Below are 14,113 nucleotides of genomic sequence, written 5' to 3' on the forward strand. Positions count from 1 at the left end.
CAGGCCGTGTGAACACGACTTTGATCGGGCCGTCAACCCCAGGCATGGGTCGTTCAGGTCGCAGGATCACCGCCATCAGCGCGGCCCGAGGGACCGGCGGGTTCTTGGCCGTCGGGGAATCGACCCTGGGTGAACAGCGCCTGGCCGGTGTCGGTGTCGTCTCGCAACGTGTACGGCATGTCCTGGCGCCGGTTTCCTCGCATCCCCGGAGGGCTGCGTTCGCTGGGTGGCGTGCCCCAAGTATCGGCGTCGGGTCCTGGGCGGCCGCCTAGCGCCTCGCCGGGTGCAGAGTGCGTCGGCGCACCGCGACTGAATTCCTGTGACGGAACCCAGATTTGATCGACGGGGGCAGCTGGGAACCCCTCGCGGGCCGGGGTGCTCCAGTTGCCGTCGCTAGGCGCTATCGACGATGTGTTGGGCGAGGATGCGGACCTTGGTGTTGGTCTCCTGGGAATATTTAGCCATCAAGTTGAAGGCCCGTACGGCGTCGATCTTGAAGCGTTCCATGAGGATTCCCTTGGCTTGTCCCAGGATGTCTCGGCTGGCGAGGGCGGATTCGAATTGTTTTTGACGGTTGGCCGCGATCAGTGCGGTTGCGGCCTGGGTTGCAAGCATCGCTCCAACGGCCTGTTCTTCGTTGGTGAACTGATATGGGTTGCGACTGAACAGGTTCAGTGCGCCGCGACCACCCGTCCCGCCACGTACCTGAGCGGGAAAGGTGTAGAGCTGAAACGACATGATGCTGTAGATGCCCCGTTGTCGGGCCGCCGCGGCGAAGCGGGGCCAGCGCGGCTCTGCGGTCAGATCTGAGGAGACGATCATCGCCTCGCCGCCTGCGGCGCTCAGACAGGGACCTTCTCCTATGTCGAGCTGAAGTGTGTCCAGTTCGGTGGCGAGGTCCTCGGTCGGGGCCACCGACCGGTACTGGTCCTCGTCGACGAGTAGGACGTCGGCGAGGTGTACCTCGTCGATGAACTCGACCGCGTGAGCGGTCACCGCTTCCAGGACTGAAGAGAGGTCGGTGGGGGTGGCGAAGTTGGCGGAGAGGTCAGCCATCGCAGCCGACAGGACGCCGCTCATGTCGTTGGAGCCATTCACGTGGCGATCCCATCTGGCGGCGTAACGGGCAGTAAGGAAATTGTTGGCACCACCGTCGTCAGCGGCACGCGTCACCGTCTGCTGTCGTTCGAGGCCGCGGCACCGGCCGAGGGCGACCATACAATGTCGTTGAGAGTGGCCTGCGACAGGCGTAGTTGGGTTTTGAGGCGCGGTGCAGGCGCAAGTTGGCCCAGGGTCCCGTAGTGCCGGTTGGGCTATGACTACGGTCGAGCGACGGGACGAGTCGGTCGGCGTGGCTAGTCACGGTGTATTCGTGCGCCAGCCATTTGGCGCAGTAGCAGTCCGCCGCCCCTAGCGGGTTTGCCACAGTGCTGGCGCTCCGATCGGCTCGCCGTCGGTGCCGAAGTAGCGGTGGATGATGCATCACACACGCAGGCCGTGATGAGAGTCGTGAGGCTGCAGGCAACCAGCGGGGCGGTCAGGCTTGCTTCAGTGCCTCGATAGCCAGGCTGAGTGTCACTTCCTCGCCGACGACGGCTCCGCCGGTCGGCAACGGCATATCGGTCACTATTCCGAAGTCTTTGCGGTTCAACACAGCCGAGGATTCGAATCCGGCGACCTCGCCTTGTCCTGCGCCGGGGTTCACACCGTTGAATATCAGCGACAGTGTGACCGGCCGAGTGATGCCCTTCAGTGTGAAATCACCGGTGAGCAAGTAGTTGGCACCGTCTCCCTTCACGGCTGTAGATGTGAAAGTGGCGGTTGGGAAGTGCTCGGTATCAAAGAATTCGGCGGATCGAATATGGGCGTCGCGCTGCTCGTTGCCGGTATAGACAGAGGCGACGGCGATCTCCGCGGTGACCGATGGGGTGCCATCCTCGGCTAACGTTATTGCGCCGCTGAAGGTCTCGAATCTTCCTCGCAGAGTGCTCACGACAAGGTGTCGGACCGCGAATTCGATCGACGAGTGGACCGGATCAATTGTCCATGTTCCGGCAGTGAGTGGGGACGCTTTCGCAGTGGGCATCTTCGATCCTCCGTATGTGACCCAGCCATGGGACAGCTCCAACGCTACGTGCTCACACGACAGGCCGACGCAACTGACTGACGCACTGGAGTTCAGTCTCGCGCAGCAACACAGCGGCTTTCGGTGGTTGCGGGCGATACTGCAGCTGCGACGGGGCGGCCGTTGTTGGTAGCACGAACGCTTTACAGCCTACACATACCGAACTTACTCTTGCGTGCGCACGCACGTATCGTCGCCCGCGGGCGTCTCGACAGGACCCAACGGGCAGACACGCTGATGACGCGGCGCTTGATCGAGAGGAGCCTGACTATCGTCGATGGGGTTCTCCGCGGCCAGAGCGTGAAGGTTGATCGGCATTGGCCTTTGTGGGAGATGGAAGCCAATGTTTTCGGGTGAGCTGCTTTTGCGCATGACACGTCTGTCGAATTTGACCCCACCATTCTGGCGGCCTTCATGCTGATCAACGGCGCGTTGACGGATGCCTGGCCTGCCTTGTTCAAGAGAGGGCGCGCTGTGGCCCGGCGAACGATATTGCGCGAGGTGGGTTGACATGTCGGAGCCGTTCCCGTCCAAATCCTCACCGTCATTTCCGCGAGGGATGGCGTTGTTGGTGGCTGGGGCGTTGTTCATGGAGATTCTCGACGCCACCATCATCACACCCGCCATACCGCGAATCGCCGACTCGTTCGGTGTCACAGCGGTCGATGTCAATGTCGCGATTTCTGCCTACATGCTCACCGTCGCGGTGCTGATTCCGGCAAGTGGCTGGCTGGCTGAACGGTTCGGCGTCCGTCGAGTGTTCCTCACCGCTATCGCGGTGTTCACGATCGCCTCGATGGGATCAGCAGCCAGCGTGTCGCTGCCCATGCTCATCGGCACCCGTGTCGTGCAAGGCATCGGCGGCGCGATGATGGTGCCCGTCGGGCGACTGGCGGTGCTGCGACGCTCCGACAAGACCGACCTGGTTCGAGCGATCGCCCTGCTCACCTGGCCGGCGCTGGCAGCGCCGGTCATCGCACCGACACTGGGCGGGGCGATCGCTACGGTGACATCGTGGCGGTGGATCTTTCTGATCAACATTCCGATCGGTATCGTCGGAATCCTCCTGGCGCTCAAGCTCGTACACGGCGAGCCGCGACCATCAACGCGGGCGCTGGACTGGCGTGGAATGCTGTTGATCGGGTTGGGGATCTCGGCGGCGCTGACCACGCTCGAGCACATCCGTGTGATCGGAACTAACTGGTTGTTCGTCGGCATCGGCGGCGTTGTCGCAGCGGTGTTCTTGGTTTGGGCGATCTGCCACCTGCTGACTGCCTCGGCGCCGCTGGTCCAACTGCAGGTCCTTCGCGTGCAAACTCTGCGGATCACCGTGACAGCGGGATCGCTGTACCGGATGGTGATCACGGCCGTGCCGTTCCTGCTTCCGCTGCAGTTCCAGCTCGTATTCGGCTGGACACCGTTCATTTCCGGGCTCATGGTCGCCATCCTTTTCGCCGGCAACCTCACGATCAAGCCAATGACTACACCGCTGATGCGCAGATTCGGAATCCGCAGTGTGCTGTTGGTGAACGGCCTCGCATCGGTCGGGTGCTTTGGACTACTGGCACTGCTACGTCCGGGCGTTCCGGTCGCGGTGATGGCGATCATCCTCTACACCAGTGGAGCACTTCGATCCGTCGGCTTCACCGCATACAACAGTATTGCCTTCTCCAGTGTCGATGGCGATGATCTGACCCACGGCAACACCATCAATGCATCTGTTCAGGAACTAGCGGCGGGACTGGGAATCGCCGTCGCAGCGCTCCTGCTGAGCCTGCTGGTTTCCTATCCCTACGTGTACCTCGTACTCGGCGCGCTACTTGCCCTCACCCTCGTTGAAACGCTGCGTCTACCGCGCAATGCGGGATCTCATGTCAGTCGATGATCGCGCCGGTCGAGTGACGACGATGAAATAGCGCATCATCCTCGCAGTCCCTACCAACCTCATTCGAGTAACGAAGGGGCCTGCCAAGCTAATCGTGCGCTGGCGTGTAGCAGGGCTGCCCCGAGCCGAGGCGCGGCCGTGAGCAAATCCGCGGCCAACACCTCTGGGCTTATGGTCCCCGCCCAGCCCAGGGCGTGAAGCCCACTGATGAATTCTGATATGGCGAGGTCACCGTAGCCTGCCGGACGGCGGTAACGTCGAGCGTCGACACTCGCAGACTCCCTGAGCGGCACATCACCATCAGCGAACTGGACAAACGATATCTGCTCTGCCGACAGACCGGACAGCTGCTGGGGCACTGAGCCCGCCCGGCACACGTGGTAGCTGTCGAGAAGCAAACCGCAACGCTCCCAACCGATCTCAGTGCAGATCATGGCGGCCTCATCGACACTCTTCAGCTGGCCGACGGGCATGTACTCCAGGGCGATCCGCGCCCCCGCCTCGTGCATTAGTGCTGCGCTGCGGCGCAGTTGGCCAAGCGACTCGTCACTGACGGGTGCGGCGAATGTCGCAAGGCACGTTGGTGCGTTGAGATCATGGGCAAGCGCGGCCAGTTGGTGGGCGTGGTCCTCAGTCCAGGGCACTCCGAGAAACAGGATGCCCACGTCCGAGCACGCCAGTGCACGGGCTCGCAATGCTGTCGCGATATCGGCATGCGAGCTAGGGCCGGGAAACGAGGACCGCGCCGAGGCGAGGTCGATACCCACCAACTCGAATCGAGCGCAGAGGGCCGCGTCGAAGATGTCCTCCAAACCCACCACGGCTGGTGGCCAGGGGCCGGCGGCGGGCCCGGCGGGGGAAAATTCGATCCAGTTCAGTGAAGCCAACGAAAACCGGGCAGCGTTGGTGGTGCGATCGGGCACCGTGTTGGTCACTACTTGCCGTAGAGACTCAGGACGTGCAAACGGAGCACCAATCGTTGCTCTTTGACCATCTCTGCCCGATATTCGTCCCAGTCTGGATGTTCACCACCGATTTCGCGATACACCTCGACGAGTTCGTCGACCACGGCGTCATCGGGTGTCTGGGCGACCGCGGTGAGTTCGGCCGCGGTGTCAGCGACCACGAACTTCCAAAAGTCGGAACCGGGCACATAGTAGGTGGCGCGTGGGTCGCGTCGGAGGTTTCGGGTCTTGGCCCGATCTGCCGTCGTCGAGATGCGGAACAGCTTGGTCTTCGGGTCGAAGGTGTGCACGACGTTGGACACCTGTGGGCGGGAGTCGCGCCGGATGGTGGCCAACACTCCGCGGTGGCTGTCTTTCAATGACGCAAGTAGCCGGTCTTGCTCTGTCATGTGCGATTCTCCGTTCGGTGGGCGGCGTGGTGAATCCTGCTCGAAATCACCCAGTTGTGCCGAGGCAGCTCGCCAAGGCCAGGCCTTTGCGCCACCGTCAGCCACAGGATGCCGCACTGCTGCCAGCAGCTCCTCATCATCTTGCAAGCACCGGTGTTAACCAAGGCGAAACGCTGACGGGTGGGCGGATCTGCCACGCCTGTGGCACACATTGGCAGTCAGCCCCGCCTTTGAGGTGCAGCAACGAGTTCAAGTGAGCGGTGTGCGTGCTGATATTGATGGTTTCCGTGGCATGTGGCTCGCCAGCGTGTGTAGTGTGACTTAACACCGCCGCCTGGTTGACGCTGGGCGGATGCGGCGAAGGTCAAACAGCGAAAAGCGGAGCGGCTAATGGGGATGCGGAAAGGTCTGCCGGGGTTACGCGGTGGAGACCATATCGGGATCACCGTCCCGGATTTGGAGGAGGCGACCCGCTTCTTCGTCGACGTGTTGGGAGCCGAGCAGTTCTACGACCTTGGTCCGTTAGCGTCCGACGATGACTGGATGACCACGCACATCGGGGTTGATCGGACCGCGCGAGTCGAGAAACTCCGCTTCTTGCGGCTCGGATTCGGCCTCAACCTTGAGCTGTTCGAGTACACCGCGCCTGATCAGCGCCGTCAGGTACCGCTCAACAGCGATATTGGGGGCCACCACCTCGCGCTATACGTTGACGATTTCAGCGCCGCCCTTGACTACCTCCGCGCAGCTGGTGTCGAGATCATGGGCGAACCCACACAGCGAACAAGCGGGCCGAGCGGCGGCCAGACGTGGATCTACTTCCGCGCCCCGTGGGGCCTGCAGATGGAGTTGGTCAGCTATCCAGACGGGAAGGCATACGAGCATGATTTCACCTCGCGCCTGTGGGATCCTCGCCACCCGGAGCGATGAGCGTCTTGCTTACAGCCTCGGCGATCTGCCGGCGTGTGGGACTCGGTGGCCGACGAGCGCATCCGAGGATCGGCACAGGGCCGGCGGCCGCTGCGCGGCTTGCCGACGTGCGCAGGGCCGGTGCACACACCGGCGTACAGCGCAGCATCACACCACGCCCTACACGGAGATCGCGATGAGCTTCCCCCGTGCCGGCTGCGTGGGACGGCGAACGCATGTGCTCACGGAATCGGAGGAGTAATGGACCTCAAACACGGTCTTGAGAAACTGGCCGACCGCACCAGCGGGCCGGTCTTCGCGTCCGATGACCCGGCCGCTGTCGAAGAAATCGCTCCGTTCAACACCGCTCTCGAGCAACATCCCGCGGTGGTCGTCGGCGCCGCCGACGCCGACGACGTACGCCATGCTGTCCAGTGGGCCGCCGAACAGGATCTGGCGGTCGCGGCTCAAGCCACCGGCCACGGGCTGTACAACCCCGCCGACGGCGGGATGGTTGTGAGCACCCGCCGGATGAGCACCGTCAGATTCGATCCGGTGCGCAACACTGCCACGGTAGGTGCTGGAACCCGTTGGGACAAAGTCGTTTCCGCCACGCAGCCGTTCGGTTGGGTGCCGTTGTGCGGGACATCGTTCTTGGTCGGAGCCGTCGGGTACACGCTCGGCGGCGGTGTGGGTTTCTTATCGCGGCAATTCGGCTTCGGCGCAGACCAGGTGGAGCGGTTCAGCATCGTCACCGCCGACGGTCAGTTGCGCCGGGTGGACGCCGACACTGAGCCCGACCTGTTCTGGGCCGTGCGAGGCGGCAAGGGCAACTTCGGAATTGTGACCGACATCGAGTTCCGACTCGCGCCCGTTACCTCTGTCTATGGTGCGACGATCTATTTCGCCGCGGAGTCGGCTGCACAGGTCTTGCACGCCTATGCCGAGTGGGCGCCGACCATGCCTGCCAACACCAGCACCTCGATCGCGTTGCTGCAGCTGCCGCCGCTTCCCACGCTGCCCGAGCCGATACGCGGCAAACGGCTGATTCATCTGCGCTACACCTACACCGGCAAAGCAGAAGAAGCCGAGGCTCTGCTGGCGCCGATGCTGCAGACCGGGACCATCGTGTTTGAGCAGCAAGGAACGATGGCCTTCAGCGCTACCGACGTCATCCACCGGGATCCTACGGCGCCGCTACCGTTGTTCGAACGCAGCACGCAACTCAAAACGCTCGGCGCTGACACGGTGGATGCGCTGCTCGCCGCCGCCGGGCCGGACTCAGACTCGCGGCTTCTCAAAGTCGAGCTGCGCCAGCTCGGCGGAGCCTTGCAGGAGCAGGCGGCGGTGCCCAATGCGGTGGCCGGCCGCGATGGTGCCTACTCCTTGTTCATTCTCGGTATCTGTGCGCCGGGGCGACGCGAGGAACTGGAGAATTCGGCCGCCACGATCCTGAATGCGACTGCCCCGTGGGCATGTTCGACGACGCTGGCCAACTTCCTCGGGTCAGCGACGAGACCCGACCAGGTCCGCGCGGCATGGCAAGAGCCCGACCGTGAGCGTCTGCTGGCGATCAAGCGCACCGTGGACCCGCAGAACATGTTTCAATTCGGGCACGCCCTGCTCTAAGTCAGGCTTGACCCACGAGGACGTGGGTTGGAGTCGGTTGGGCTGATTGCGCTCAGCGCAATCGCGGGAGCCGTCCGTTGTGGCTGAAACGCGCTGCGCGCCTGCTGATTCGGTGTTCGCGACCGCGGGTGCGCGGGGGCGCTCCGGCCAGGTGCGCCGGTTCGGTGTAGAACATCACCTTGGTGATCTCGACCAGCACCAGGTAAGCGGCCGTGAGCAGCACCAGCGCGCCGTAGAACTGCCAGGGCAAGGGGGTGAAGCCCAGCGAACCAGCCAGGGGTGAAATCGTCAGCATCACGCCGATCGCGATCACCGTGAAGGTGGCGGCCGTCAGCACACCGCCGGGCCTGCTGTGCAGGAACGGCACCCGGCGGGTGCGGATCGCGAAGATGATCAGGGTTTGGGTGGCCAGCGACTCCACGAACCAGCCGGTCCGGAATTCGGTCGGCCTCGCGTGCAGCACGCCGAGCATCAACCCGAACGTCAAGAAATCAAACAGTGAGCTGATGGGCCCGAAGGTCAGCATGAAGCGCCGAATGAAGGCGATGTTCCAGTGCGACGGCGCATGCAGCTGCTCCTCGTCGACGCGGTCGGTCGGAATCGCCAGCTGCGAAGAGTCGTACAACAAGTTGTTCAGGAGGATCTGGCTGGGCAGCATCGGCAGGAACGTCAGGACCGCAGAAGCTGCGGCTGCCGAGAACATGTTGCCGAAGTTGCTCGAGGTCCCCATCAGCACGTACTTGATGGTGTTGGCGAAGATTCGGCGGCCCTCGGCCACACCGGTGGCCAGCACGCCCAAATCCTTCTCCAGCAGCACGACATCGGCGGCATCCTTCGCGACGTCGGTGGCGGTGTCGACGGAGATCCCCACGTCGGCGGAATGCAAAGCCAGGGCGTCATTGACGCCGTCGCCGAGGAACCCTACCGACCGTCCGGTGCGGCGCAGCACCTCGATCAGCCGTGCCTTTTGTTCTGGTGAGATCCGGGCGAACACGCTGGCGTTCTGCGCGGCGGCCTCGAATGCGGCGTCATCGAGCTCGGCCAGCTCAGCGCCGGTCACGATGCCCTTGGACAGTAAACCCAGGTCGGCGCAGACCTTTTCGGCCACTTGTGCGTTGTCCCCGGTCGCGATCTTCACCTCGATACCGAGTTCAGCTAGCCGGGCGAGGGAGTCACGCGCGGCCTGTTTGGGTGGGTCGGCGAACACCAGGAAGCCGTCGAGGGTCAGTCCAGTCTCGTCGGCGGCGGTGATGGTGGACAGCTCAGGGGCCGGCCGGCTAGCAACCGCGACCACGCGGCGACCCGCCCCGAACAGCCGGTCCAGCACGGACGGGACGGTCTCGGGCACCGCCGCACAGTGGGCGAGCACCTGTTCGGGCGCCCCTTTGACGATCAGTACCCGGCCGCCGGTGTCATTGATGAGCGCCGAGGTGGCCCGGCGGGTGTGGTCGAATGGCAGCTCGGCGATCCGCTGGGCGCCCTTGGTGACCACCTGGCGGCCCGCGTCACAGTCCCACAGGGCAGCATCCAACTCGTTGGCGCTGGCTCCGCCGCACGCCGGATCGACATCGGTTGCCAGTAATCCTTTGCGCAACAGTGCATCCGAGACGACACCAGCGGGATCGAGCGCCTCGATCAGTGTGATGCGCCCGCGCCCCTCGGTCAGGGTGCCGGTCTTGTCGGTGATCAGGATGTCGATGTCGCCGAGGTCCTCGATGCACACCAGGCGTTTCACCAACACCTTGAGCTCAGCCAGCCGTCGCGACCCGGTGGCCAGGCTGGTGCTGACGACGGCGGGCAATAGCTGCGGGGTGATGCCGACCGCGATCGCCAGTGCGAACAGCAGCGAATCGATCACCGGGCGGTGCAGCAGCAGATTGGTCGCCAGGATCATCACGGTCAACGTGATCGCTACTTGCAGAAGCAGATACGAGAATCGGCGCAGCCCGGCCTGGAAGTCGGTTTCGGGCTGCCGCTCCCCCAGTCCGGCCGCGATCTTGCCGAACTGCGCGCCCAGGCCGGTGGCGTACACCACCGCGGTCGCACTACCGGCGCTGACGACGGTGCCCATGAACGCAAGATCCGTGGAGTCGGCCAGCGAGGAGCCCCGAAGAGCTGGCGTCGCAGACTTCTCGGCGGCGGCGGATTCGCCGGTCAGGATGCTCTCGTTGCATTCGAGCCCGTTGACGGTGATCAACCGCACGTCGGCGGGAACCAGCTCACCAAGAGAAAGTTGGATGACGTCACCGAGCACCAGGTCGTTGACGTCGAGCTTGATGTACCGGCCATCGCGGCGCACCACCGCGTTGTGCCGGACCCTCGAATGCAAGGCAGCGGTGGCCCGTTCGGCGCGGTATTCATTGACGAAGCTCAGCCCGATGCTGACAACCAGGATGAGACCGATGATCACGGCCTGGGTGGAGTCGCCGAGGAAGAAGGACAGCACCGCCGTGGTCGCCAACAGCGCCAGTACCGCGTTGTTGAGCTGCCTGCGCAGCACCGCCCATGCACTGACCCGATGGGTTCGAAGCGAATTGGGGCCATATCGCGACAGCCGGGCGGTCGCCTCGGTGCCGGACAGTCCGTCTTCGGATACGGCCAGCCAGCGCAGCACGTCGGCCAATGGCGCGGCCGCAACGGCCGCTGCCGTCAGCATCGACGAATCGGGCGCCCCGGGTTGTGCATCGGGGACGATTGCAGTCACCGGCCAGAACCGCCGGTAGGAAGGGGCGCCTGACCCCGGCAACCATGCGGCGGGCGGGCGTGGCTGCGTCGAGGTTCGCCGTGATCGACGTGATATCCGGCCGCACATCGTGTTCGGTGATGGCCGGATGGGTGGATGATGCTCGACCGCATAGCGAGGATGTTATGCCCCATCGGTGCCAACGGAGACGATGCCGCCGGCCGATCGCGCCGAGCAGTCTCACCTGACCGGTGCCCACAGATCGACAGGGATCGCGTACGCAACATCAGAAAGCGTCACAAAACCGATGCGGTGCGATTGAACGCGTCCCCGCCGATGAGTCGCTGCTCTCTGCCCGAGTGGCCGCGACGATGTCACCGACGGGTTCTTACAACCCGAATCGGCTCCCTCGACGACGCCATCTCTCACGCCCGATCACATATCGGTTCTGGCTCGCGCACCTAGCTCAGCTTCTAAACCCACGACGACTCTGGCAGCTCGACAACGTCGCAACCCGCTGCACTCTCCGGTGACCCGTTGCGCAGGGCACTATTCCAAGCGCCTCAGGAAGCTGATCGATATTTGATCGGCGGCAGGGTCTGTGGATGTGAGCAGTTCGTGGCCTCCGGAACCGATACACACCGTTGCCGCCTGTCCGTTGATCAGCGCCTGGTAGGCGCCACTGGCCGGCATGGCAAGTGTGCTGTCAACGTGTAGGCGGCCGTCGGCGCCTCGCGTCGCGGTGCGCTCAAGTGCTCCGCACATCAGCTGGGCCGCTTGCTCAACGTCGCCGCGGGCGACCAGGGCACGGATCCGGCTGGAGGAAACCACCTGTCCGGCCACCGTCGTCAGATCCACGACCTGAGTGTGTACGCCTGCCTGGGCGCGTAGCGTGTCGGGCGATCCGTGGGCGTTGGCTCCAAAACGGAAGTTCGCACCCACCGACACACGCTGAGGCCTTAGGCGCTGCAAGAGAACTCGGTCGATGAACTCTTCTGCGCCGAGTGTGGCCCACATCCGGTCGAAGGGAATCAGCACAATCTCGCTGACACCGAGAGTCGCTATCGTGGCAATGCGGCGGTGCAGGTCCATCAACAACTTGGGTGCACGCGTGGGTGCCAGCACAGATAGCGGATGGCGATCGAAAGTCAGCACCGTGTCGCATCCCTCGATGACTGCTCGATGACCACGGTGCACACCGTCGAAGAACCCGATGGCGACGCCGGATCGTGGGCGTCGCTGCGCATCAGCGATCTTCACCACGCGTGGGCTGTTCGCGGTCACCTCGAAACGGTATCGATTCGGTCGTTAACGGGCCGCGAACCAGGCGTGTGAACAGTCCGCACGCCGTTAGCGGCGCTGTGCGTGCACGCAACTGCGATAGATGCGGTGGAGATTCGTCGTGCATAGGTTCAACGGCGGCGGTCGCAACAGCCCAGCTTGCGGCGGATTCGCTGCAGCTTGTGCTGCGGATCGGGTGACCCGTGCCGTTACAGCCTCGCGAAATGGCCATGTCGTGCGCGATCAGCCTAAGCCGCTGTGATGGCCGATCACGCCCGGGTAACGCCCCTGGGAGAACACTCGCTGACACGGACCCAGGCCTTGTTAACCGTACTGTCTCCGGGGATCTGAGGAGCCGAGAGAGTGGAGAGCTGAGCGCAGGTGAATGCCGCTGAACGTCGTGAGTTTGTCCGTTCCCACCGGGCTGCCATTTTCGGATATAGCCGTAAGAAGGACGGGCCCTCGCTGACAGTCGTCTATTACGTCATGGATGGTGATGACATCCTGGTGTCGTCGACGACGCCGCGCTCGAAGACACGTGCGGTTGTGCGAAATCCGAAGATCTCGCTGTGTGTGCTGGATGAGAGCTGGCCGTTCGCATACCTGACGGTCTACTGCGATGCGACTGTCGATGCCACGGTGGAATCAGATTTGGATGCCGTTGTGTCCTTGTACAAGCGCATCTTCGGAACGATTCTTGGCCGCGAGTTTGACGATAGCGCCGCGCATGATGATGTGGTTGAGAAGGCTATCAAGGAAGAGCGTGTCGTTCTGCGCCTCAAGCCGTACGCGACGTTTATGACACCGCCACGCCCCATCACGAGCGAAGCCGATATTGCACCCCTAGTACATCTTGAGAGCACGACCATGCCGTGGTAGGGCGCGGATCTGGTGAAGGACACATTTGATGGCCTGTGTGGCAACCGGCCTCGTCGGCGGCCTTGTTACCTACTTGATCAGCGCTCGTCACCGTCGCAGAGGTGGTGGTCAGCGCGATGTCGCGAACGTCGTGGTGTGCCGGTGGCGACGTTGTCACGGTCTTGACGCGGTCAACGCCGTTGATCTCGACGAAATTCTTGCGTTCGGTAGTGACTGGCTCGCCAGCGATCAGTTTCAGCTCGCTGGCTTGTTGCGCGACTTGCTTGTTGCCCCGGCTATTTCGAGTGTCAACGGCGCCCGAGCATTGAGCCGCTTCTGAGGGTGCGGGATTAGTATCCAGGTGTAGATGGCACTCGTTCACACGTGCACTATATCGACGAATTCGCGTGGCTCTACACCGTTGCGCGCACGTACCTGGTTGGTAAGCCATCTGCAACATTCGCGCCTCTAAGCACCTGCATGTCGGCGATCGTCGTCTGGTGCGGGTTGCACCGATAAGTTGACGCTTTCGATTACGCGGTTCGCTGAGCCGGGTGATCGTGATTGATCGGCATGGAGGTTTGTCCTCGCCGGTTCGGCGTTCGGTAATGTCGTTGCGCCACGATGCTTTTGGCGCGTCAACGGTGAAGTCTCGGGGCCGCTAGGTCGTCCGGGGCCGGCGGGCTGGCTTGTCGTTCTTTCGACGCTTCTTTTGAAGTCGCCCGCTGTGCGGTTGTTCGAGCAGATCCGCCAGGCGGCGCTCTGTCATCGGCGCGCCGGTCCCGGTGACGAGGTAGCGGTACCAGACCTTTTCGGTTCTTGCAGCAGTGTCGAACACCGTGTTGGCGCGGTGGTCCTCGGCGAATTCGGCGTCCGTCTGTCGTTCGGATTAGCTGAAGCCGAAGACGCCTTTGAGGAAGTTGATCTCAATTTGCATCGTGCCTTCGTTGAGCTGCCAGGGCACAATTCGGAAGGTGCGGAATCCAAGGGCATGCATGGGATCTTGCATGGCCAGTGCATGCGCTTCCGCGGCGGTCTCGGCCCTGAATACGATCAGTCCGGTGGCCGAATAGGAGTAGTTTTCATCCAGGAATGGGCCAGCGACAAAGATCTTCTTGGCGGCTTCCATGTCAGCCAGCCATTGCTTGTGTTCGGGGACAGCTCCTTCGATGTCCTCCGGACGGGAGGTCTCGACCAGGTCGGTGAAGCAGGCGAAGTAGACCTTCTGGGCTCCCGCATGGCGTTCGTCGGGACGAGCCTTCGCGTTCGGATCGCTGCTGCTCATGTGTGGTTACTCCTTGGTGTTGGGTCTTGAGACGTTGTGGTGACCAACAACTCCCGCCAGTTGTTCGGGGCCATAGCTTGCCTAGCCCGCGTTGAAAGACTGCC

General features: G+C 63.1%; 12 protein-coding genes. 5 read left to right on the forward strand and 7 right to left on the reverse strand.

Going from position 1 to position 14,113, the window contains the following annotated elements:
• Nucleotides 1-393: 393 nt before the first annotated feature.
• Nucleotides 394-1,218: a GAF and ANTAR domain-containing protein gene (locus MCHLDSM_RS01040; RefSeq protein WP_234713807.1), complete on the reverse strand. Its 825-nt coding sequence runs from the start codon at nt 1,216-1,218 to the stop codon at nt 394-396.
• Between the two features lie 319 nt (nt 1,219-1,537).
• Entirely contained in the window at nt 1,538-2,086 is a 549-nt protein-coding gene (locus MCHLDSM_RS01045; protein ID WP_048468474.1) for a YceI family protein, read from the reverse strand.
• Between the two features lie 598 nt (nt 2,087-2,684).
• On the opposite strand from MCHLDSM_RS01045, the gene MCHLDSM_RS01050 reads away from it, so the two are divergent.
• On the forward strand, nt 2,685-4,010 hold the full coding sequence (locus MCHLDSM_RS01050; protein ID WP_048468475.1) for an MFS transporter: 1,326 nt from the start codon (nt 2,685-2,687) through the stop codon (nt 4,008-4,010).
• Nucleotides 4,011-4,069: 59 nt separating this feature from the next.
• Here MCHLDSM_RS01050 and MCHLDSM_RS34810 read toward each other — a convergent pair whose 3' ends face one another.
• The gene (locus MCHLDSM_RS34810; RefSeq protein ID WP_053082794.1) at nt 4,070-4,945 is read right to left on the reverse strand and encodes a sugar phosphate isomerase/epimerase family protein; all 876 of its coding nucleotides are present in this window, start codon (nt 4,943-4,945) and stop codon (nt 4,070-4,072) included.
• Nucleotides 4,945-5,364 carry a PPOX class F420-dependent oxidoreductase gene (locus MCHLDSM_RS01060; protein ID WP_048468476.1) on the reverse strand — a complete coding sequence of 140 codons (420 nt, stop codon included), beginning with the start codon at nt 5,362-5,364 and terminating at the stop codon, nt 4,945-4,947. Before MCHLDSM_RS01060 ends, MCHLDSM_RS34810 begins: the two co-directional genes overlap by 1 nt.
• Before the next feature lie 396 nt (nt 5,365-5,760).
• On the opposite strand from MCHLDSM_RS01060, the gene MCHLDSM_RS01065 reads away from it, so the two are divergent.
• Both MCHLDSM_RS01065 and MCHLDSM_RS01070 read left to right on the forward strand, forming a co-directional pair.
• The gene (locus MCHLDSM_RS01065) at nt 5,761-6,294 is read left to right on the forward strand and encodes a VOC family protein (RefSeq protein ID WP_268780786.1); all 534 of its coding nucleotides are present in this window, start codon (nt 5,761-5,763) and stop codon (nt 6,292-6,294) included.
• 240 nt (nt 6,295-6,534) lie between these two features.
• On the forward strand, nt 6,535-7,902 hold the full coding sequence (locus tag MCHLDSM_RS01070) for an FAD-binding oxidoreductase (protein ID WP_048468478.1): 1,368 nt from the start codon (nt 6,535-6,537) through the stop codon (nt 7,900-7,902).
• A gap of 52 nt (nt 7,903-7,954) precedes the next feature.
• On the opposite strand, the gene mgtA is transcribed toward MCHLDSM_RS01070, so the two are convergent.
• Together mgtA and MCHLDSM_RS34815 are read right to left on the reverse strand one after the other, a co-directional pair.
• Nucleotides 7,955-10,558, reverse strand: coding sequence for a magnesium-translocating P-type ATPase (gene mgtA / locus MCHLDSM_RS01075; protein ID WP_048468479.1), 2,604 nt, complete (start codon nt 10,556-10,558; stop codon nt 7,955-7,957).
• Nucleotides 10,559-11,134: 576 nt separating this feature from the next.
• The gene (locus MCHLDSM_RS34815; RefSeq protein WP_082168625.1) at nt 11,135-11,869 is read right to left on the reverse strand and encodes an FAD synthetase family protein; all 735 of its coding nucleotides are present in this window, start codon (nt 11,867-11,869) and stop codon (nt 11,135-11,137) included.
• Between the two features lie 378 nt (nt 11,870-12,247).
• Here MCHLDSM_RS34815 and MCHLDSM_RS01085 point away from each other — a divergent pair, with 378 nt between their 5' ends.
• Together MCHLDSM_RS01085 and MCHLDSM_RS37595 are read left to right on the forward strand one after the other, a co-directional pair.
• Nucleotides 12,248-12,745 (forward strand): pyridoxamine 5'-phosphate oxidase family protein, encoded by a 498-nt coding sequence (locus MCHLDSM_RS01085; RefSeq protein WP_082168626.1) that lies wholly within the window; start codon nt 12,248-12,250, stop codon nt 12,743-12,745.
• A gap of 37 nt (nt 12,746-12,782) precedes the next feature.
• Nucleotides 12,783-13,064 carry a hypothetical protein gene (locus MCHLDSM_RS37595; protein WP_131722568.1) on the forward strand — a complete coding sequence of 94 codons (282 nt, stop codon included), beginning with the start codon at nt 12,783-12,785 and terminating at the stop codon, nt 13,062-13,064.
• Nucleotides 13,065-13,613: 549 nt separating this feature from the next.
• Here MCHLDSM_RS37595 and MCHLDSM_RS01090 read toward each other — a convergent pair.
• On the reverse strand, nt 13,614-14,009 hold the full coding sequence (locus tag MCHLDSM_RS01090; RefSeq protein WP_048468480.1) for a YciI family protein: 396 nt from the start codon (nt 14,007-14,009) through the stop codon (nt 13,614-13,616).
• Between the last annotated feature and the right edge of the window lie 104 nt (nt 14,010-14,113).

The sequence above is a fragment of the Mycolicibacterium chlorophenolicum genome, from assembly GCF_001044235.1.
In the GTDB taxonomy this organism is placed as follows: Bacteria; Actinomycetota; Actinomycetes; order Mycobacteriales; family Mycobacteriaceae; genus Mycobacterium; species Mycobacterium chlorophenolicum.

Excerpts from the sequence above, each read along its gene's own strand:
- MCHLDSM_RS01060 (WP_048468476.1), bottom strand. The coding sequence starts at position 5,364 with ATGACAGAGCAAGACCGGCTACTTGCGTCATTGAAAGACAGCCACCGC.
- MCHLDSM_RS01040 (WP_234713807.1), bottom strand. The coding sequence starts at position 1,218 with ATGGTCGCCCTCGGCCGGTGCCGCGGCCTCGAACGACAGCAGACGGTG.
- MCHLDSM_RS01050 (WP_048468475.1), top strand. The coding sequence starts at position 2,685 with ATGGCGTTGTTGGTGGCTGGGGCGTTGTTCATGGAGATTCTCGACGCC.
- mgtA (WP_048468479.1), bottom strand. The coding sequence starts at position 10,558 with ATGCTGACGGCAGCGGCCGTTGCGGCCGCGCCATTGGCCGACGTGCTG.
- MCHLDSM_RS01090 (WP_048468480.1), bottom strand. The coding sequence starts at position 14,009 with ATGAGCAGCAGCGATCCGAACGCGAAGGCTCGTCCCGACGAACGCCAT.
- MCHLDSM_RS01045 (WP_048468474.1), bottom strand. The coding sequence starts at position 2,086 with ATGCCCACTGCGAAAGCGTCCCCACTCACTGCCGGAACATGGACAATT.
- MCHLDSM_RS01065 (WP_268780786.1), top strand. The coding sequence starts at position 5,761 with ATGCGGAAAGGTCTGCCGGGGTTACGCGGTGGAGACCATATCGGGATC.
- MCHLDSM_RS01070 (WP_048468478.1), top strand. The coding sequence starts at position 6,535 with ATGGACCTCAAACACGGTCTTGAGAAACTGGCCGACCGCACCAGCGGG.